The sequence below is a fragment of the Psychrobacillus sp. AK 1817 genome (genome assembly GCF_008807035.1).
GTDB classification, from domain to species: domain Bacteria; phylum Bacillota; class Bacilli; order Bacillales_A; family Planococcaceae; genus Psychrobacillus; species Psychrobacillus faecigallinarum.
Genome location: NZ_CP031739.1, coordinates 1,270,888 through 1,292,490, shown reverse-complemented (window position 1 = coordinate 1,292,490; position 21,603 = coordinate 1,270,888). Strand labels below are relative to the sequence as shown.

Below are 21,603 nucleotides of genomic sequence, written 5' to 3'. Positions count from 1 at the left end.
AATGCCCTATTTCTTGCGCCCCCCTTGCATACTATAAGTTGAAAGGAAGGGGGAAAGGATATGTACGGTTATTGTGATGGAGGATGTTACGGTTACGGCGGAGGCTACGGATATGAGGGTGGCTACGGTGGAAATAAAGGTGCAGGTTCAACATTTGTATTAATCGTTGTTTTATTCATTTTATTGATCATTGTCGGAGCTAGCTTTCTCCCTTAAACCTGATTATAAATAATGCGAGGGGGAAATTACATGCAAAATTCTTTTTTCAGAGCGATTGAGAATAAAACCGGTGTATCAATGGATGAGCTTTTCACACTAGCTAACGCCATTTCAAATGCTGATTTTACCAATGAACATCAAGTTCGTAAAATCGTAAGAAAAGTAGGCAGGCTTGCCAACAAACCTGTTTCTAAAGAATTAGAAGATCAACTGACGAACTCAATCCTCCAAAAAGGAAGTTCAATCAGTTTAACCGATATTGAAAAAATGCTGTAATATTTAAAAAATAGGTTTAAGGTAAATTAAACAAGGGTAAAGAGCATATAGTTTTATAATGGAGGTGGATAAGAATGGGGTATATTATTCCAGTTCAACCTTTGCAGTCGCAAATTTATGCGAATCGTATGCAAATGGAAGAATATAATTTTGCTCAAATCAATAATGTTCAAAATGTTAAAATGAAATCGATTTTCGATGATCACTTAGCTGACCTTCAACAAAAAGAAGGAATAGAACAACAAGAAGAAAAGCAGTTATCGGGTAATAAAGAACTTTCTAGCTTGCCATTATCTAAAGGCTTTATCCAACCAAATCCCGTTAATTTATCACCTATCATTGCAGAAATATCAGGTAAAGGTAACTATGTGAATACCTATATTTAAGCAAAGAGTAAAACCCGCTAACCTATAGTTAGCGGGTTTTACTCTTTATAATTCTTTTTCCATCGCTCTATGAGGGATACCAGCTTCCAAAAATTCAGGAGACGTGATGACATAGTCTCTTTTTTCATAAAAGGGTATAGCGTGACTCTGAGCGTTTAACTTTAGCTTTGTAAATTGATGGTCCTTTGCGTAATCTTCCATACATTCCATCATTAAATTACCTAGTTTTTTCCCTCTATATTCAGGTAAGATACATACGCGCTCTACTTTACCAATAGTGGGCTCAGCAATGCGAATCCGACCAGCTCCAAAAGGAATATCTCCGTCATAAGCAACAAAATGTGTTGCTTTCTTGTCGTATTCGTCTAACTCTAAATGCAGAGGAACGTCTTGTTCCTCTACAAATACTTTTCTTCTTATATATATTGCATCATCGTACTCTTTCTCAGTTTCAACAATCTTTGCAAATACCAATGGTTACTCAGCTCCAGACAATCTAAATGTTTCATATACGGTCCAGGAACCGTCTTCTAGCTGATACAACAGATGAATTCGATCTATCTCTTCCTCGAATTCTGCTCCAATCATTTTTAATTGTGGCAATATATCGTCATGCTCACTTGCACTAAGTTTTTGTGCAATAGTAATATGAGGTACAAATGAATAGGTTTCATCATCATGATACTCAATTGAATTCAGATCCTCATGTAATTTTTCAAGCTCTTGTGTAGATTGAATATTGAAGTAGATAGCATTTGTTACAGGAGCAAAAGAACTTACTTTTGTTGTTTTCATTATAAAGGGCTTATGGGTCTTAGCTATTTCATTAATTTGGTTAGCTATTGTTTTAATTTGGGCTTCATCTGCTTCAAAAACTCCCTTTAAAGTCATATGAGGAGTAATAAGAGCATAATGGGGATCATAACGCTTTCTATAAGAGTTCGCAAAATCTTGCACCTTTTTTGATGGAAAAGCAACAATACCGTATTTCATAATCATGACCTCCTTAAAATTATCTTACAATATATTTCTATTATACCAAAAACATCTTAAAGACTGAAATTGTTTTGCAGTGATCTTTTAATGTCTGGTTGCCATAGCTTCCAAGTATGGTCTCCTTCTAATTCGTCATAAAAAGTAGAAAACCCTTTATTTAGGAGTAAATTATGCAATTTTCTGTTTGGTGTAAGGAAATCAGTTTCTAAACCATCTCCCGTTTTAACAGCAGTCTCTTGGTTACCAACCACCTGGTATAGAGAAAATGCATGTACTTCTTTATGATTTTCAACCATTTCTAATATGTCCTCATTGATGAGAGGAGAATGCATTATAACTTTACCAAAAGTATTTGGATACCTAAGGGCTGTAAGTAAGGAAATTGTGCCAGCTAAGGAATCTCCAATCAAAGCTCTTCCCATTCCAATTTGATAAGTCGGATAATTTTCATCTATATAAGGAACTAGCTCTTGTGCTATAAAACGTGAGTACGCTAGCTGTTTTTCTCCATCTGGGTGATACATGCTTCTACGTTCTTTGACACTTTTATAAGGAACACCGACAATTATTAGATTTTCTATTTCTTGATTATCATACAATTCATCTGCTACACGAGAAATTCTTCCTAATTGAAAATAATCTTTACCGTCAGATGCTATAAGGACTGAATATTTATATAATGGGGAGTAATTTGGCGGCAAATAAATTAATAATTGAATTTCTTCATCCAAAGCCTTGCTGTATATAGTTGTATCTTGTAAAGTCCCTTTGTTCATTCTTACACCTCGTTGTCATGTTATATAGAAATTGTAACATATACTGGGAAAGAGGTATAATGAGAGCAGCTTATAGGTATTCTTTTTACAGACTCAAAATAGAAAAAGGAGGTTATTTTTTGGATAATCAAACATCTAGAGTGCATTCCCGCACGGTAGAGCAAGCAACGGTGGATGCGTTAAAGCGTAGAGGAGTTACAATCGAAGAGATTGCTAAAATAGTGTATGAAATGCAATTTCCATATAACAAAGGACTAACAATTGAACACTGTATTGAGTCGATCAAGAGTGTCATGAAAAAAAGAGAAATGCAACATGCAATCCTTGTAGGGATTGAATTAGACGAACTTGCAGAGAAAAAAATGTTATCAGCTCCACTACAACAGATTGTAGAAGCAGATGAAGGATTATTTGGCGTAGATGAAACAATTGCGTTAGGCGCTGTATTTACATACGGAAGTATAGCCGTCACCACGTTTGGACATCTAGACAAAAATAAGATTGGTATAATATCTAAGCTTGATACAAAGGCAGGAGGTAGCATTCATACCTTTTTAGATGACTTGGTTGCAAGTATAGCGGCAAGTGCTGCATCTAGACTTGCACATCGAACAAGAGACTTGCAAGAGGCTAACGAAACCTTCGAGGATATAGCTCCAGAAGAAACAGCACCGGAAACTAATATCAAGGGAGCAACTACTTAAAAGAGAGCAGCCACTCGTGGCTGTTTTTTTTTAAGACTAGAAAGTATTAAAAATAAGTCACTAACCATACTCATCTAGCTAATCGTACATATATACACGCGTGATTTACTTTGAGCAATGCTTACACTATCACATACTTCATGCCAAAGTCTAAGCCGAATATTGAAATCAGCATGTTCATTCTATGCTACAGTAATAAAAACAGAATAAAATGAAATTTTTGAGGTGGAAGAAGTATGGGGATTGATGAAAAAATAAAACGGCTTTTAGACGCTTACGATAAAAATGGGTATATAAATGGTTCAATTCTTGTAGCGTCAAGTGATCGAATTATAGTGAATAAAGGATATGGATTCGCTAACTGGGAACATAAAATTCCTAATTTTTCTCATACTAAATTTCGTATAGGATCCCTGTCCAAAGCTTTCACTTCTTTTGCAATTTATCAGTTACATAAAAATGGTAACTTAAATATAAATGACGCTATAGGCAAGTATTTAGTGAATTATCCTAATGGAGGGGAAATCACCATTTATCACTGTTTAACAAATACCTCGGGGATTCCCAATTTTACAGCAGACTCAGATTTTTGGTCTAGCAATATGAGATTGCCTCTAACTCTAGCCCAACTAATTGACGCCTTTAAAGATAAGCCACTACATTTTAAACCAGGTAACGAATTTGAATACTCTAATTCAGGCTACTCTATCTTAACAGCAGTAATTGAGCAGGTCTCAAATATGCCTTATGCAAAATATTTGAGCGAGTATATTTTTAATCCGTTAGGGATGGTTAATACTGGCTGTGATGATGGCAGGAAAGTAATAGCTGAAATGGCGTCAGGGTATTCAGTTTGGGAGGAAGTTATCCGAGCAGAATATTCGGATATGTCTTTTCCTCTTGGTGCTTATGGTCTCTATTCAACAGTCGAAGACCTTTTCATTTGGGACAAGGCGTTAAGCTCCTTTACTATATTAGACGAAGTGTTAACGAAAAAAATGTTTGAAGTAAATAGAAGTAATTATGCTTCTGGTTGGGTAATTTCAAATAAATTTAACAAAAAATGTTCGCATCATTATGGAGATATTAGTGGTTTCTGTAGTAATTTTCTTCGATTTTCTGAGGAGAAAATAACGGTAATCTATTTAAGTAATTTGAGTATAACACCCGTAATTAAACTAACTGAAGAGATATCTGAAGTAATGTTAGGTGGAAGTATGTTTCTGCCAGCATCTATAGATGCAATTGGAGTGGACGATTCACATAAAAAACTTTGTATAATCGGGCAATACCAGGTTATAGATCGACCAACTCAAACTATATCAATATCTCAAGAAAATAACAGTATCTTCTTAACTGTTTCAAAAATGTATAATGCGCTATACAAATATAAACTAATACCCGTGAAGCAGGATTTGTTGAGTATTACTTTTAAGACTGAATTTGTGAATGAAGAGCTTACTATTCACTACAGTCCTTCAAATATAGTTGAGTGTGTTCAATACATAGATTGTTATGGAGAAAAGCACATGGCTCACAATATGAAGACATATGAAAAGAGGAGAATCTAAACAGAATCTCCTCGTCGATAAAATATTGATAATGATTTATTCAATTAGAAAAGCGCAATTGCTTAAGTCAGATCCAACAAGCTAATGTAGATTACTCAAGCTAAGTATTCCATAATAGTCAGCCCTCCTAGTAAGAGGAAAGATGATTTATGGATATAATCTATTCCATTGTAGCAGTTTCCATTAAAGCTGAGTCATCTTGCTGGAAATATAAGAAAGTCTCCTCTTCTAATTCATTTAGTAAACGTTCCTTATTTAATCCAATAGACATCGGACCTTGAAAAATAGGCTCCCACCAAGTTTGAGTTTCAGTCATTATATTTCCTCTCCTTTTCCAAAAAACTTATTAATTTTATCATTTGCCTTTCATATACCCCGATATGATTCATAACCAAACAATTATTTCAAAAACATGACTTTTTTCATAAGGGATGGAGTACATAGAGGGACTTATTGATTGGTTTCAAATCTCCCTTATGAAAGTAGTATGCCATTTTAAAGTTATTTAATGTACAAGGATAAAAATACAAATTCTTTCGTCAACTGAAAAATAATAGTATGCTTTAGAGAGTAGACTATATTTGATAACAAAAAGTAGTCAAAGGTTTATTTGTTCACCAAACATAGTGCAATAAAAAGTTGATGAGGAGATGATAATGTGAATTTTACATCACAGCAGCTAGATCAGATGTTAGAGGAACACCAAGCGTATTTTTACTCAGGCATAACTAAATCTGCAAAGTTTCGAATCGACCAATTAGACATTTTGAAAAAAACGATTAAAAAATATGAAAATGAAGTAATAAAAGCCCTTTATAAAGATTTAAGGAAGAGTGAGTTTGAAGCATATACAACTGAAATAGGGTTGATATATGAAAGTATTACTCATATGAAGAAAAATTTGGATAAATGGATGGAGCCAAAACAGGTGAAGACACCGTTGACGCTCATGCCATCAAAAAGTCAAATTATTAACGAGCCTTATGGAACAGTTTTAATCATTGCTCCATTTAACTATCCATTTCAGTTAATAATGGAGCCTTTGCTTGGAGCTATAGCAGGCGGAAATTGTGTAGTTATCAAACCTTCTGAAACAACTCCTTTTACTACCAATATAGTAAAAAAGATTATAGCTGAAGCCTTTCATCCTCATTATATTAGAGTCGTTGAGGGAGAAAAAGAAGAAACCTCTTTATTAATACATGCTCCTTTCGATTTTATCTTCTTCACTGGTAGTGTAAACGTTGGGAAGGTAGTGATGGAGGCTGCCTCTAAAAGGTTGACTCCAATTGCATTAGAGTTAGGTGGAAAAAGCCCAGCTATCGTTGATCATACGGCTAATTTAGACCAGGCTGCAAAGCGAATTATTTGGGGCAAATTAGTTAACTCTGGACAAACCTGTATTGCTCCAGATTATATACTCGTAGAAGAAACTGTCAAAGAAAAGCTTCTTGAAAAATTACGGGAAGCTATTCAACATTTCTACGGTGAAAACGTTCAAGAAAGCCCTGATTATGGGCGAATAGTAAATACCAATCATTTTAGACGATTACAAAAAATGGTTTTACAAGAGAAAGACCATATTATTTTTGGAGGTAAAATGGATAAGGAAGATTTATATATAGAACCTACCATTTTAGATGGAGTACATTTCTCTAGTCCTTCTATGCAAGAAGAGATTTTTGGGCCAATCCTGCCAGTGATTAGTTACAAAGATTTACCTACTATTATTCGCCAAATTAGAAAATTTCCAAAGCCCCTAGCAGCCTATATGTTCAGTGAGCATGAAGGAGCACAAAATTATTTTCTAGAAGAGCTTTCCTTTGGTGGTGGATGTATCAATGATACAATTATGCATGCTGGTAGTGCCCACTTACCATTTGGTGGGGTTGGAAACTCCGGAATGGGAGCTTATCACGGCGCATCAAGCTTTGAAATGTTCACCCATCAAAAATCTATTGTGAAAAAAAGTACAGCTATCCCATTAAACGTAGCGTTCCCTCCGTATAAAAATAAAATTAAGTTAGTAAGAGGCTTATTAAAATAATGATACATCCGAGAGTTGTGGTATTAATTTACCACAACTCTTAGTTCATTAGATTTAATATTAGACCATTAAATTACTTGTTATAATTCTATTCTATCAATAAAATATTGACATGAAATGACTTATTTACTAATATGTAGACAAAGGTTTGTATTTTATTGATTAAATAAAATGGAGGACAAGAAATGGAGTCCATATTTGGCACAGAGTCTGAAGATTTATTGCTTACAGTAAAAAATGCATTGCGTAAAGAATCTATTAAAGATAATGATAAGCTTGAAATAATGCTTGAGGATGCTTTTTTTAAGATGAAGCTAATGAGCTATGCAGTAAATGAAACGATGATTCTCGCACTTACAAACAGAGCTGGACAAATAATATATGTGAATGACAGGTTCGTTGAAATTTCTGGTTATTCACCTGAAGAGCTTATAGGTAAAACTCACCGTGTCGTCAAATCCTCTCATCATTCCACTAAATTTTTTAAAGAAATGTGGAATACGATTTTACAAGGTCAAACCTGGGAAGGCGAAATATGCAACAAACGTAAAAATGGTGAGTTATATTGGGTTAAAACATATATTCTTCCAATCGGCGAAGAATACAAGGATACTTATTTTTTAAGTATTCGTACGGACATAACAGTTGAAAAAGAAAAGGAACAAAGACTTCAGGCAAATTTGCTAAATTCCTTTGAGACCGTGGTAAGACACGTAAATAACCTAATTTTTAGAGTAGATAAAGATTATAATAATGAGTCTTACTTTTCCTTATTAACTGGTAAAATTGCTACGGAATATTTTAAGGAAAGAGGAATACAGGCAATCCATCCCTCTAGTGAAATGTTTGGAGAACAACCATTTCAAAGCTTAAAGTTAGCAATGAGTTATTTCCCTAAGGAAGTATCCGATAAATTAAATGAAAATATTACAAAAGTTTTCTTAGGAGAAGAAGTTGCCTACAAGGAATGGTTTGGTTCTAAATGTATTCATATTACTATTTCTCCTATTGAGCAAAATGGGAAAGTGACTGGTGCGATTGGTATTGGAAATGATATAACCGAGCTTGAGAACACTCGAACAACTCTATCCGAACTTGCATACAAAGATCACCTGACCAATACATATAACACGGCGGCTTTAAATAGAGATATACAGCTAAAAATATTACTAAAGGAGCCCTTTAGTTTTCTATATATAGACTTAGATCGTTTCAAAAATATCAACGATTCACTAGGCCATGTCACTGGGGATATTTTATTGCAAAAGGTTTCCAGAAGAATGAAATCCTTCTATAAAGAAGGAGCACAAATCTACCGTATGGGTGGAGATGAATTTGTAATCCTTTTGGATGATCAAGAATTCCCTTGTAAAAATTACTTACTTAATGCTCAGCAACTGATAAAAGAAATCGAAAAGCCTTTTTATATAGATGAAATGGAATTGTACATTTCGTGTTCAATAGGGCTATCCTGCTTTCCTCTTCATGGTTCTGAATATGCGGCTTTACACAGGGCAGCTGACTTAGCATTGAATGTGTCTAAGGAGCAGGGAAGAGGAACAGCAGTATTATATGAAAAAAATTTAGAAGAAGGTTATATTAATAAGGTTCGTTTAGAGAGTGATATCCGTTTTGGATTAGAGAACGATGAATTTTTCTTAGTCTACCAGCCTAAAGTAAATTTATTTACTAATAAAGTTCATGGTTACGAAGCTCTTATCCGATGGAATAGAAAGGGTAAAAATATCATTCCTCCAAATGATTACATCCCGTTTGCTGAAGAGACTGGGTTAATCATCCCTTTAGGTAGGTACGTTCTCCATGAGGCATGTAGACAAGCTGCTGAATGGCTACAGAAAGGCATAGCTTTTGATACAGTGTCTGTGAATATAAGTCCTGCCGAATTAGAGCAAAACGATTTTGTAAACAATGTTAAAGATATTCTCTTGGAAACAGGACTGCCACCTCAATATTTAGAGCTAGAAATAACGGAAAATGTTTTAATGAAAAATTTAAATAAGCTATTGAGCATTCTAACAGAATTAAAAAACTACGGAATTCGCATAGCAATGGATGACTTTGGGGCAGGTTTTTCTAACTTTCGCTATTTAAGTGAACTCCCTATCCATACATTAAAAATAGACAGTATGTTTATGAACCGTATATTTGAAAGGCGAAATGAAGTGATCGTCTCCTCTATCATTCGAATAGGGCTTAGCCTTGGACTAGAGGTAGTAGCTGAAGGTGTAGAGACAGAGGAAGTTATTCAGTTTTTAAAACGACATAAATGTAAGATTGTTCAAGGTTATTATTACTCAAAGCCTTTAAATGCCAGAGATGTACCCGACTTCAATCTAATGGTCAAATAAAATATGATAGGATTTAATAAGAAAGTACAGAGATTATGGTTATCCTCTTCTTCAAATAGATGAAGAATAAATAATTAGGCGGGCTCTCGGGAGGGACGATAAGCCATCAATGCTACGTTTGTGATGTCTTATCTGTCTCCTTCATACCGCTATAGTGACCGCCTTATTAAGTATTCAATTACTACAAGGAAATAACTTGTCTAAAATGATGGTTAATAATCTTTGTTTAAATATCACTGTTATACAACGCTACTCTATTGTCAGGAATTGATACTATAAGGTAATTGGATAGTCACAGTTGTTCCGTGATTTTTATCGCTTTCAATCAAAATATTTCCACCGTGTTCAGATATAATCTTTTCAGAAATCATCATTCCAAGCCCTGTTCCATTAACTTTAGTTGAAAAAAACGGATCAAATACCTTTCCAGCAGTATGCGTGTCCATTCCAACTCCATTGTCTCTTATTTTAATTATTACAATCTCTGATGGTTCAACGGAGCAGCTAATATGAATTTCTCCGTTTTCAGTAATTGCCTCAATTGCGTTTTTAACAAGGTTGATGAGTACTTGTTTCATCTGGCCTTCCTCTCCATAGAGAATGATAGGCCCTTCTAATAGCTCAGTTGTAAGAAGGATACCATTTAAGTTAATCTCGGGCTGAAACAAAACGAGAATATCATCTAAAGATTTCTTAAGGTCGTATTTTTTAGGTAATTTCACATGAGGCTTTGCTAAAACAAGAAATTCACTAATTATATAATTAATTCTTTCAATCTCATTTTCAATTACTTTTGTGTAGCGATAATAAGGTTGGGATGGATCACCGTTCATAATTTGCATAAAACCAGAAATAACGGTAATTGGATTCCTAATTTCATGAGCTACTCCAGCAGCCATTTCTCCAGCAATTTTCAACTTTTCTGATTGTAATAATAAAGTTTCTGTCTCTTTTTTAAAGCTGACATCTCTACTAATGATAGAGAGAGCAATAAGCTTCTTGTTGTAATCATATATAGGAGAAAAAGTGATTTGAGCATCAAAATAAGTACCATCTTTTTTTCGATCTGTTGTTTCTAGAAAGTGATAGCTAGCACCGTTTAATACTTCCTGTCTTCTAGCCTCGTCTAGTTGATACTGGGGAGAAATAATGGTTACGCTTTGTCCAATAACTTCTTCTCTTTTCCACCCGTATAATTCTTCAAAGGCAGGATTTACTTCAATTATTTTATTATTTTTATCGAAGACAGTTATGCTATCCTTGGCATTATCGAAAAAGAGCTGTAAGTAACTTTCACGAGAATATAGTTCCTGCCTCATTGAAGAATTTAACTCAGTTATTTTGTTCCAATATTTTCTATCAAAGTATGTATTTAATATAGAAGTAAAGATAAGCATCATGAGGAGCAGTATAAATGCGATAAGGTCATCTAGAGTAAATATGTATGTATAGGTTGAATACTTGAAGTATATTAGCCCGAAAATTTCTGCTAATGTGAGAAAGAACAAGAATATCCTTGGTCCAATAGAATAATAGAGAACCGCTATGTAAATGGGATAAATAAAAAAAGCAATCATTACTACGTTTTCACTGTAAATATTGACGACTAAAAGATACAAGTTTAAGGATATGAACATAACATACTGAATGATTTCATTTTCGGAGTTCCCACAATATAACAGAGCTAATATTAATAAATAAATAATTGAAACGACAAGATAAGTTAAGATGTCCTTGTTTTGTAAAAGGGCTGCAAAGAAAATATGGCATATTGTAAAAACAGAAAAAATAATCAGAAATAGCTTATTTTTGTCTTTTGTAGTATTAAAAAATTCCATTTTTTCCACCTCCTTCAGATACTTCTTATATTAGCGTATTTATAGGTATCTGAAAATACAAGATTTTGATAAAATTAAGTAAGATTAAAGGAGGAATAACGATGTCATTTACATTTCAACAGCAAGAGACAGTTTCTTTATTAAAGCAATTAGTAGAAATTCCAAGTCCCTCTGGTTATACAAAAGAAATCATGGATTTTATGGAGCAATTTTTAAAGGAAATCAATGTTGACTATAAACGTACAAACAAGGGTGCATTAATCGCCACAATCAAAGGGAATAATGACACAAAACATCGTTTATTGACGGCTCACACAGATACTTTAGGAGCAATGGTTAAGGAAGTTAAGTCTTCTGGACGATTGAAGCTTTCTATGGTGGGTGGCTTTAACTGGAACGCAGTAGAAGGTGAGTATTGTACTATTCACACAGCAGAAGGGAAGAAAATACGAGGAACCATTCTTATGCACCAAACAACGGTCCATGTATACAAAAACGCAACTGCATTAGCTAGAGATGAGCAAAATATCGAGGTAAGAATAGATGAAAAAGTTACAAATGCAGACGAAACAAGAAAGCTAGGAATAGAAGTAGGGGATTTTGTATCATTCGACCCTCGATTTGAGCAGACAGACACTGGCTTCATCAAGTCTCGTCATTTAGACGACAAAGCAAGTACAGCCCTTTTACTTCAATTAATGAAAGCTATTAAGGAAAACAGCTGGACTCTTCCTTATACTACTCACTTTTATATTTCTAATAATGAAGAAATTGGTTTTGGGGGAAATTCAAGTATTCCAGAACAGACAGTAGAATACATAGCTGTAGATATGGGAGCTATTGGTGACGGACAGGCTTCTGATGAGTATACAGTCTCAATTTGTGCGAAGGATTCTTCTGGTCCATACCATTATGAACTAACAAGAAATCTTGTAGAGCTAGCTAAAAAAGAGGGAATCGATTACAAATTAGACATCTATCCATATTACGGCTCGGATGCTTCAGCAGCGATAAGAGCTGGTTTTGATGTCAAACATGCACTGTTCGGTCCAGGGATTGAAGCATCCCATGCTTATGAGCGAACTCATGTAGATTCATTAGAAAATACCGCTAAACTTCTATATTCTTATATTAATTCTGAAATATTGTAATGGATACTAGTAGACATTTTTACGAGAAATTTGTAAAATTGTTTGCTAGTTCTTTTTTTACTTGTATTTTTGGCATTAAATCCATATGATAAAAAAGTGAATAAGAAGGAGATATACAAATATGGACAATAAATTACAAGAAGAAATATTAAAAAGAAGAACCTTTGCAATCATTTCGCACCCCGATGCTGGTAAAACAACTATAACGGAGAAGCTGCTATATTTTGGAGGAGCAATTCGTGATGCAGGTACAGTAAAAGGGAAAAAAACAGGGAAATTTGCAACATCAGACTGGATGGAAATTGAAAAACAACGTGGGATTTCTGTAACATCATCTGTTATGCAATTTGACTTTAATGATTGTCGTATAAATATACTAGATACACCAGGACATCAGGATTTCAGTGAAGACACGTATCGCACGTTAATGGCCGTGGACAGTGCAGTAATGATTGTGGATGCTGCCAAAGGAATAGAGGCGCAAACTTTAAAACTATTTAAGGTTTGTCGTATGCGTGGTATTCCTATCTTCACATTTATAAACAAGCTTGATCGCCAAGGGAAAGAACCTTTAGAATTGATGGAAGAGCTAGAAGAAGTACTTGGAATTCAATCATATGCGATGAATTGGCCTATTGGTATGGGTAAAGAGTTCTTAGGGATATACGACCGTTTTAATCATCGTATTGAACAATTCCGCACCGATGAAGCTGAAAGATTCCTTCCGCTAGATGAAGAGGGAGAACTTGCAGTAGACAATTCTATGAAAGAAACATCATATTATACTCAAGCAATCGAAGATATTATGCTGTTAAATGAGGCTGGAAATGATTTTGATAAGGATAAAGTACTTTCTGGAGATTTAACACCTGTATTTTTTGGAAGTGCATTAACAAATTTTGGTGTGCAAACCTTCTTAGAAACTTATCTTCAGTTTGCCCCAACTCCGCAACCTCGAATGACAGATGTTGAAGAGGAAGTAAATCCTCTTAACGAAGATTTCTCTGGTTTTATATTCAAAATTCAAGCGAATATGAATCCTGCTCACCGGGATAGAATTGCTTTCGTGCGTATCGTTTCCGGAAAATTCGAACGTGGTATGACCGTTACTTTAGCTCGTACTGGTAAAACATTTAAAGTAACTCAATCCACTCAATTTTTAGCGGATGACCGCGAAACTGTTGAAACAGCAGTGGCGGGCGATATTATCGGTCTTTATGATGTAGGAAATTATCAAATTGGAGATACGGTAGTTGGAGGGAAGAAGGCATTCAATTATGAAAAGCTTCCTCAATTCACTCCTGAAATGTTCGTTAAGGTTACTGCAAAAAACGTACTGAAGTCTAAGCATTTCCATAAAGGGATCTTACAGCTTGTACAAGAAGGAGCTATTCAGTACTACAAAACACTTCATACTGAAGAAGTAATTCTTGGAGCGGTTGGACAGTTGCAATTCGAGGTATTCGAGCATCGTATGAAGAACGAGTATAATGTTGATGTACGCATGGAGCCAATTGGCTCGAAGGTAGCTCGATGGATTGAAAATGAGGAAGAAGTAAAAGAATCCATGACAGGTCCAAGAAGTATGCTTGTGAAAGATCGCTATGATCATTACGTGTTCCTGTTTGAAAATGAGTTTGCGACTCGTTGGTTCCAGGACAAATATGAGCATATCAAATTGTATAACTTATTATAATAAAATTCCTATATATGCGAGGAAGTGAATGACAAATCGTTCACTTTCTCGCTTTTTTAGAGTTGAAGGTTATAAATTATATGAATCTATTCTTTAAAAGTATGGAAGTTTGATTGGGAGATGGCTGATTTCCGCTTTCGGCGGTCGCTTTCCGTGGGGTGAGCGATAAGCTCTTACCGTCGCTGACGCGCCGTTTTGTAAGGTCTTATCTGACTCCCTCATCCCACTGGAGTCGCCGCCTGTCGCTCCAATCGCAAATTGGTGTTGGAACGAGTATATAAAATAGATGGTTATTATTTCAATCTATCCTTCAAGCATGAATAAAGTTCTAATTAGAGAAGCTGATTTCCGCTTTCGGCGGTCGCTTTCCGTGGGGTGAGCGATAAGCCCTTACCGTCGCTGACGCGCCGTTTGTAAGGTCTTATCTGTCTCACTCTCACTGATCCTAAAGGATAGCGCCACCTGTCGCTCCAAACACAAGTTAAGAGAAATAGGAAGTTTTATGTGTTTCAACTAACTTAACATCAAGTAAATACATATTACTTAAACATAAAACAGAGATGGCTGAATTTCGCTCTCAGCGGCCGCTTTCCATGGGTGACCGATAAGCCAATATCTCCGCTTAGGCGTCGTTTGTGATGTCTTATCAGTAAAATACAAAAAAAGTAAGTTAATTAATGCTATAGATAATAATAAAATTTGAACTCTTGCTTTCTAGAGCATATGATAGAAATAGCTAAAAAGAAGGTGGTCCCCTATATATGAAAATAAGTGATTTCTCCATAAAAAGACCCGTATTTACTACTGTTATTATGTTTTTAGTAATTATTTTAGGCGGGGTATCGTTTTTCAAAATACCAATCACATTAATCCCCGAGCTTAACCCTCCTATAGCTGTTGTTGTAACAAATTACCCTGGTGCAAGTCCTGTGGAAGTGGATGAAAAAATAACGAAACCATTGGAAACTTCCCTAAGTACGCTTCAAGGAATTAAGTCCATTAATAGTACCTCACAAGAGGGTGCCAATTTCATCTTATTAGAATTTGACTGGTCTATGGATATGGACGATGTTCAACTAGATATCATGCAGCGTATTGATATGGTACCTGTTCCCAATGGAGCAGAAAAGCCTAGATTTTTAAAATTTGATCCTGCTCAATTTCCAGTTATTCAGTTATCTCTTAGAGCAACTGGAGAACAAGATATTCGATTAATAGCGGAAGAGCTAGAAAAAGAATTAGTTGGTACGGAAGGGGTAGCAAGTGTCAATATTTCTGGAACACTAGTCGAAGAGGTTCAAATACTATTAAACCAAGAGAACCTCCAAAGTAAAGGTCTTACACAGAGTGATATTGTGCAGCTTATTCAGGCGAATAACATCTCTTTACCTGGAAACCCCGTAGAGACAGAAGAAAATATGTCGCTGACAACTCGCATCATCAGCACTCTCACATCTGTGGAGGATATTCAAAACCTAGTTGTTACGGTAAATCCTTTGGATGGATCCAAGGTGACGATTGCAGATGTAGCAACCGTTCAGTTAGCAGAGCAGGAAACTAATACCGAAACTAGAGCAAACGAAAATCCTGCTGTACTTTTATCAGTGCTCCAAGAATCTAGTGCCAATACTGCGAAGGTTTCAACAGCTTTTCAAGAAGCATTGGACAAGCAATTAGAAAAAGATGAGTACAAGGGTGTAACCGCAGATATTCTCTTTGACCAAGGAGATTATGTCAAAATTGCTATAAACAATATAGGTTCCACTTTAATAACAGGCGGATTACTGGCAATGCTAGTGTTATTTGTATTCCTTAGAGGAGTTAGAAGTCCTATTATTATTGGGGTAGCTATTCCCTATTCGGTGATTGTGACATTTGTATTAATGTATTTTGCCGGCTTCTCCTTGAACATTATGACGCTTGGTGCACTGGCATTAGGCATAGGGATGCTAGTAGATAATTCGATTGTAGTTATTGAAAATATAGAAAGACATTTGGGATTAGGAAAGGATCCAAAGGCTGCCGCAATTACTGGAACAAAAGAGGTGCTTGGAGCTATTACCGCTTCGACTCTAACAACCGTAGCTGTTTTCTTGCCAGTCATTTTTCTCTCTGGTCTTATAGGACAAATTTTCACAGAATTTGCTTTAACTATATCCTTTAGTTTGTTTGCTTCCCTTGTGGTTGCAATAACCGTTATTCCTATGATGGCAAGCCGAATGCTTAAGAAGCCTAAAGGTAACATTGAGGCAAGAAGAAGAAGGTCAAAGGCATACAATAATCTAGATAAGTCTATCAAATGGTCATTGCAACATCGTGCACTTGTTCTCTCCCTTACAGTAGTATTACTAGTTCTTTCTGTACTAGGGGTATTCCGAGTTGGAACAGAATTTTTACCTCCTACAGATGAAGGGTTTGTTTCTATCTCCGTAAAGCTTGAAAACGGCTCATCATTTACTGCGACAGACGAAATAGTAAATAAAATTGAAGATATACTAAAAGAGCAGGAAGAAGTAGATGTTTATGTAAGCTTTGTTGGCGGTAGTCAAGAAGGTATGTCGAGAGGAACATCTCGATCTAATATGGCTGAGATATCCGTGAAGCTTAAGCCATTGAGTGAAAGAGATCAATCCACTTTTGAATTTGTAGATGAAGTACAGCCTACAATCGTAAAAGCTGTTAACGGAAAAGCAGATATTAATTTTAACGTCCAAACTGCTTCGGGCTCTTCGCCAAATGTTGTTTCCTTCAATGTATCTTCCTCCGATAAACAGGAGCTTTATCAGGCAGTGGAGGAACTCCAAAGTGACCTAGAGAAATTAGAAGGAGTTACAAAAGTTAATAATGATTTAATTTCTACTGTAGAAGAAGTACAAATGACGGTTAAACGTGACGCAGCTACCGAATTAGGCTTAGCTCCAGCTCAAATTGCTCAGATGGTTAATAATGTGACAAGAGGAGTTTTAGCTTCCCAGATTATTTCAGAAGAAGATGAAGTATATGGAGTGTATGTAAAGTATAATGAGTCAGATCGGGAGAGTATTGAAAAGCTTAAAAAGTTAAAATTACGTACTCCAGCTGGCCAATTTGTAAATTTAGAAGAAGTGGCCAATATAGAAGTGTCAGAAGGTCCAGTGGCGATTCGTAGTTTAAACCAAGCAAATGCTGTGGCATTTTCTATAAAATATGAGTCAGAAAACACACTAGGAGACATGTCCGATCAAATTGACCAAGTAATTGAAAATCAAAATTTTGGAGATAAAATAAATGTCAAATTCGGTGGGGACCGCGAGCTATTAGATAACGCTAAAAGTGACATGATTTTGGCGGTATTATTAGCAGTTGTTCTTGTTTACATTGTAATGGCAGCTCAATTTGAATCCTTTAAATATCCTTTGGTTATTATGTTTACAGTTCCTTTAAGTCTTATCGGAATCGCTATTGCATTATTTTTTACCAGTACACCAATTAGCATTTCAGCAGTTATTGGGATCCTTATACTAGTCGGAATTGTAGTAAATAACGGTATTGTCCTTGTGGATTATATTAACCAACGTAAAGCAGAGGGATATTCTTCTTATGAGGCAATCACGACCTCAGTTAAAGATAGAGTACGTCCAATATTGATGACTGCTTTAACTACCATTTTGGGATTAATTCCTTTAGCGCTTGGGATTGGTGAAGGGACGGAGATTAATCAGCCTATGGCTTTAACTGTAATTGGGGGATTAATCAGTTCTACCTTCTTAACCTTGTATGTAGTACCAGTAATTTATAGTTTATTTGATAAAGAAACAAGAAAAATAAAATCATCATAACATTCAGAAAAATATAAGGAAGGGTCTTCTGTTGAAGACCCTTTTTCAGTATAATTTTATAAAAGGGGCTGATTACTAGTATGAAAAATGCACTAATGACCGGATTTCCAGGATTTTTATCTAAAAATATCATAAAAGAATTAAGGCAACAAAAGGCTTATACAACTATTTATGTGCTAGTTCTACCATCTCAACTAAAAAAAGCAGAGGAAGTAATAGCAGAAATATACGCGGATGGTTTGGACGATCAACGAATTGTGGTTATTGAAGGAGATATTACACTTCCTAATGCAGGGTTAGATGGGCATATATTAGAAGAATTAAAGCATAAAATCGATTATGTTTGGCATTTAGCTGCTATTTATGATTTAGCTGTTCCTAAAGATATCGCATGGAAAGTTAATGTTCAAGGGACAAAGCTGTTTAATGAATTGGTCCTTCAGTTACCAAAATTAAAAAGGTATATGTATTTTAGTACTGCTTACGTGGCTGGAAGAAGAGAAGGCAAGTTATTAGAGACAGAGCTCGTTAAGCCTAATACTTTTAAAAACCATTACGAGGAAACAAAATACGAGGCAGAAGTACTAGTTGATAAACTTAAAAAACAAATTCCACTTACTATTATTAGACCGGGAATAGTGAGAGGCCATTCTAAAACAGGAGAAACGATTAAATTTGATGGACCTTATTTCTTTATCAACATGATTAATAAGCTAAAAGGTCTTCCAGTTTTACCTTATCTGGGGAAATCATCATCTTTTATTAATGTAGTTCCATCAGATTACATAACAAAAGCGTCCATATATTGTTGCTTTGATGAAGAAGCAGAAGGACTGACTATACATTTAACAGACCCTAAACCTTACCCGGTGGAAGAGGTATATAGAGCTTTTGTAAAAGAACTTACTGGAAAATATCCAAAGGGGAGATTACCACTAGGACTAGCAAAGGTATCAGTGTCTATTTTACCAATAAGAAAATTTCTTCAAGTAGAAAAAGAAACATTAGACTATCTTACATGGAATTCTTCTTTTGATACAACAAATGCTGAAAAAGTTTTATCAAAGGGTAATATTACTTGTCCAGATTTTATTGAATCGGTTCCCTCTATGATTTGTTTTTATAATAAACATAAAGATGATTCAAATTATCATATCCATATTAAGTAATTTTTCTTTACTAATTTGGAAAATGTGTTATTATAGTTTATATAACTAAATAGACTTTTGACATTTGTCAAAGGGGAGTAGCTATAGGGAAACCTATTTCATAGTCGTCATTACATGGCTTAGCCATCGGTTATGATAGCAATTATTTAAAATTTGCTTAGCAAGACCTTTGCCTTTTTAGGCAGGGGTCTTTTTATTTGCAAAAAAAAAGGAGGATATTTAATGGATTACGGAATTTTATTGGAGTATGGGTGGGTTTTACTAGTTCTAGTAGGACTAGAGGGACTACTAGCTGCTGACAATGCAGTAGTTATGGCGGTAATGGTTAAGCATTTACCGAAAGCTCAACAAAAAAAGGCATTGTTTTATGGTTTGCTAGGAGCGTTCGTATTTAGATTTCTCGCTTTATTTATGATCACTTTCTTGGTTAATATTTGGCAGGTACAGGCAATAGGTGCTGCTTATCTACTGTTCATATCTATTAAACATATTTACGATCAACGGAAAAATCCAGGACCGCATATTGAAACGGACAATCTTGAAGAAGGCGCAAAAGGTTCAGGTTTCTGGATGACTGTATTAAAAGTAGAGCTTGCGGATATCGCTTTTGCTATTGACTCAATGCTTGCTGCTGTGGCTATTGCAGTAACCTTACCATATTGGGGAGAATTTGAGATTGGTGGCATCAATGGAGGACAATTTGCAGTTATGTTCATTGGTGGTATCATTGGATTAATTATTATGCGTTTTGCTGCTCATAAATTTGTTCAATTACTCGAAAAATATCCAACACTCGAAACTGCAGCATTTTTAATTGTAGGTTGGGTAGGGGTTAAATTGACCGTACTGACATTGTCTCATCCTAATGTAGGAATTTTAGATGAGCATTTTCCACATTCAACTGGCTGGAAATTGACATTCTGGATAGTATTACTGGTAATTGCTATAGGTGGTTATTTACTAGGTGTAGCTAAAAATAAAAAGACAGCTTAACATATAATAAAAAGTAGTGTAAATATATTGTATTGAAGCACTTGGATGTTTAAGAATTTAAAAGCATGAAAAGATAGTTTAGTTAAAGCTATCTTTTTATGCTTTTTTTTTTTACAATGATGAAACAGGCTTCTTGTTGAAAGGAACATCTAAGATGATAAATAATACTTTTAAAGCAAGGTTCAAAATGACACCAGCCCAGATTATTGTGTCGTATTATTTTATAGCAATTGCAGTTTCGGTTATATTACTCTGCCTACCCGGAGTACATAGACCCGGAGTACATGTAGATTTTATTGATAGTTTGTTTACAGCAGTTAGCGCAGTTAGTGTTACTGGATTGACAACTATAAATGTTGCAGATACATACACACCTTTTGGGTATATTATGCTTATTTTGATTCTCCAGCTCGGGGGAATAGGAATTATGTCATTAGGGACTTTTATTTGGCTTCTAGCTGGAAGAAGAATCGGATTAAGAGAAAGACAATTAATCATGGTCGATCATAACCAATCTAAAATGTCAGGCGCTGTTTTACTGATAAAGGAGATTGTCAAAATTCTTTTGGTAATTCAGTTAGTTGGCTCCATATTATTAACCATTTACTTTACACAATACTACGATACGTTTAAAGTTGCCCTAATGCATGGGGTGTTTACTTCTGTTTCAGCTACTACTAATGCCGGATTTGATATAACAGGTGAATCCTTAGTACGTTACCATCATGATTATTTTGTACAAATTATTACAAGTTTGATGATTATATTTGGAGCAATTGGATTTCCTGTTCTTATAGAGGTCAAGGAATTTTTGTCTAATAAAAATAAAAATTTTCGTTTTTCTTTATTTACAAAGCTGACTACACTAACTTACGGAGCATTATTAGTATTAGGTACGATAATGATATTCTTACTAGAAATGTTTAACACATTCAAAGATATGCCTTGGCATGAAAAATTCTTTACTGCCTTATTTCATTCCGTTTCTACTCGTTCAGCAGGCCTCACAACAGTTGATGTGACTTTATTTAATGAAGGCACCAATTTACTAATGAGTGCACTAATGTTTATCGGGGCATCACCTAGTTCTGTTGGTGGGGGTATTCGCACTACTACATTTGCAATAGCTATTTTGTTTTTGATTAATTTTTCTAGAGGCAGAGAGAACATTCAAATTTTTAATAGGGAAATTCATCTGTTGGATGTTTTCAGGGCATTTGCGGTAATTGTATTAGCGTTCCTTATGGTATTTGCAGCTACTATTGTTTTGTCAATTTCGGAACCAGATGTACCGGTAACTTCACTTCTATTTGAGATAACCTCAGCCTTCGGAACATGTGGTATGTCGCTAGGTGTTACTGAGGAGCTTTCTTCTTTTGGTAAAGTAGTTATTATGATCCTCATGTTCATCGGAAGAGTTGGCTTGATATCCTTCCTGTTTACTTTAGGAGGAAAAAGAAAAATTACAAAATATCACTTTCCAAAAGAAAGAGTTATTATCGGCTAACTGTATTCCATTTGTTTCACTGGCTATAGAGTTTATGTATAACCGGAAAGTTAAAATGAGGTTGGTTATGACTAGTGTCATAATCAA

18 protein-coding genes are annotated in these 21,603 nt (G+C 35.2%); 13 read left to right on the top strand and 5 right to left on the bottom strand.

The genetic code is table 11. The features are described from left to right. Window positions 1-60 precede the first annotated feature (60 nt). From D0S48_RS06670 to D0S48_RS06660, 3 genes are all read left to right on the top strand, one after another. On the top strand, window positions 61-216 hold the full coding sequence (locus D0S48_RS06670) for a YjcZ family sporulation protein (RefSeq protein WP_144537761.1): 156 nt from the start codon (window positions 61-63) through the stop codon (window positions 214-216). Between the two features lie 33 nt (window positions 217-249). Next, entirely contained in the window at window positions 250-495 is a 246-nt protein-coding gene (locus tag D0S48_RS06665; RefSeq protein ID WP_144537763.1) for a stage VI sporulation protein F, read from the top strand. 74 nt (window positions 496-569) lie between these two features. Further along, window positions 570-881: a hypothetical protein gene (locus D0S48_RS06660; protein ID WP_144537764.1), complete on the top strand. Its 312-nt coding sequence runs from the start codon at window positions 570-572 to the stop codon at window positions 879-881. Between the two features lie 45 nt (window positions 882-926). On the opposite strand, the gene D0S48_RS06655 is transcribed toward D0S48_RS06660, so the two are convergent. Genes D0S48_RS06655 through D0S48_RS06645 form a run of 3 tightly spaced genes read right to left on the bottom strand, consistent with a single transcriptional unit; the run spans window position 927 to window position 2,653 of the window. Continuing rightward, a complete protein-coding gene (locus D0S48_RS06655; protein WP_151110767.1) occupies window positions 927-1,355 on the bottom strand; it encodes a GNAT family N-acetyltransferase in 429 nt (142 codons plus the stop codon). A 3-nt stretch (window positions 1,356-1,358) separates the two neighbouring features. After that, the gene (locus D0S48_RS06650; protein WP_144537768.1) at window positions 1,359-1,874 is read right to left on the bottom strand and encodes a YjcG family protein; all 516 of its coding nucleotides are present in this window, start codon (window positions 1,872-1,874) and stop codon (window positions 1,359-1,361) included. 56 nt (window positions 1,875-1,930) lie between these two features. Then, entirely contained in the window at window positions 1,931-2,653 is a 723-nt protein-coding gene (locus D0S48_RS06645) for an alpha/beta hydrolase (protein WP_144537770.1), read from the bottom strand. A gap of 119 nt (window positions 2,654-2,772) precedes the next feature. Here D0S48_RS06645 and D0S48_RS06640 point away from each other — a divergent pair, with 119 nt between their 5' ends. Both D0S48_RS06640 and D0S48_RS06635 read left to right on the top strand, forming a co-directional pair. Beyond that, entirely contained in the window at window positions 2,773-3,357 is a 585-nt protein-coding gene (locus tag D0S48_RS06640; protein WP_151110765.1) for a phosphatidylglycerophosphatase A family protein, read from the top strand. Between the two features lie 236 nt (window positions 3,358-3,593). Then, window positions 3,594-4,928 carry a serine hydrolase domain-containing protein gene (locus D0S48_RS06635; protein ID WP_151110763.1) on the top strand — a complete coding sequence of 445 codons (1,335 nt, stop codon included), beginning with the start codon at window positions 3,594-3,596 and terminating at the stop codon, window positions 4,926-4,928. A gap of 160 nt (window positions 4,929-5,088) precedes the next feature. On the opposite strand, the gene D0S48_RS20570 is transcribed toward D0S48_RS06635, so the two are convergent. Beyond that, window positions 5,089-5,244 carry a hypothetical protein gene (locus tag D0S48_RS20570; protein ID WP_191696457.1) on the bottom strand — a complete coding sequence of 52 codons (156 nt, stop codon included), beginning with the start codon at window positions 5,242-5,244 and terminating at the stop codon, window positions 5,089-5,091. A gap of 342 nt (window positions 5,245-5,586) precedes the next feature. On the opposite strand from D0S48_RS20570, the gene D0S48_RS06630 reads away from it, so the two are divergent. Together D0S48_RS06630 and D0S48_RS21180 are read left to right on the top strand one after the other, a co-directional pair. Then, window positions 5,587-6,975, top strand: a complete 1,389-nt coding sequence (locus tag D0S48_RS06630; protein ID WP_151110761.1) for an aldehyde dehydrogenase — start codon at window positions 5,587-5,589, stop codon at window positions 6,973-6,975. 185 nt (window positions 6,976-7,160) lie between these two features. Continuing rightward, a complete protein-coding gene (locus D0S48_RS21180) occupies window positions 7,161-9,344 on the top strand; it encodes a sensor domain-containing protein (RefSeq protein WP_151110759.1) in 2,184 nt (727 codons plus the stop codon). Between the two features lie 260 nt (window positions 9,345-9,604). Here the strand turns inward: D0S48_RS21180 and D0S48_RS06620 are convergent, their stop codons facing one another. Beyond that, complete coding sequence (locus tag D0S48_RS06620) at window positions 9,605-11,182, bottom strand: ATP-binding protein (protein ID WP_151110757.1); 1,578 nt, start codon at window positions 11,180-11,182, stop codon at window positions 9,605-9,607. A 101-nt stretch (window positions 11,183-11,283) separates the two neighbouring features. On the opposite strand from D0S48_RS06620, the gene D0S48_RS06615 reads away from it, so the two are divergent. From D0S48_RS06615 to D0S48_RS06590, 6 genes are all read left to right on the top strand, one after another. Then, window positions 11,284-12,333 carry a M42 family metallopeptidase gene (locus D0S48_RS06615; RefSeq protein ID WP_144537782.1) on the top strand — a complete coding sequence of 350 codons (1,050 nt, stop codon included), beginning with the start codon at window positions 11,284-11,286 and terminating at the stop codon, window positions 12,331-12,333. A 121-nt stretch (window positions 12,334-12,454) separates the two neighbouring features. After that, window positions 12,455-14,029, top strand: a complete 1,575-nt coding sequence (locus tag D0S48_RS06610; RefSeq protein ID WP_151110755.1) for a peptide chain release factor 3 — start codon at window positions 12,455-12,457, stop codon at window positions 14,027-14,029. A gap of 761 nt (window positions 14,030-14,790) precedes the next feature. Beyond that, complete coding sequence (locus D0S48_RS06605) at window positions 14,791-17,847, top strand: efflux RND transporter permease subunit (RefSeq protein ID WP_151110753.1); 3,057 nt, start codon at window positions 14,791-14,793, stop codon at window positions 17,845-17,847. A gap of 80 nt (window positions 17,848-17,927) precedes the next feature. After that, complete coding sequence (locus D0S48_RS06600; RefSeq protein WP_151110751.1) at window positions 17,928-19,016, top strand: SDR family oxidoreductase; 1,089 nt, start codon at window positions 17,928-17,930, stop codon at window positions 19,014-19,016. 222 nt (window positions 19,017-19,238) lie between these two features. After that, complete coding sequence (locus D0S48_RS06595; protein WP_151110749.1) at window positions 19,239-20,009, top strand: TerC family protein; 771 nt, start codon at window positions 19,239-19,241, stop codon at window positions 20,007-20,009. 154 nt (window positions 20,010-20,163) lie between these two features. After that, window positions 20,164-21,516, top strand: a complete 1,353-nt coding sequence (locus D0S48_RS06590; protein ID WP_151110747.1) for a TrkH family potassium uptake protein — start codon at window positions 20,164-20,166, stop codon at window positions 21,514-21,516. Window positions 21,517-21,603 lie beyond the last annotated feature (87 nt).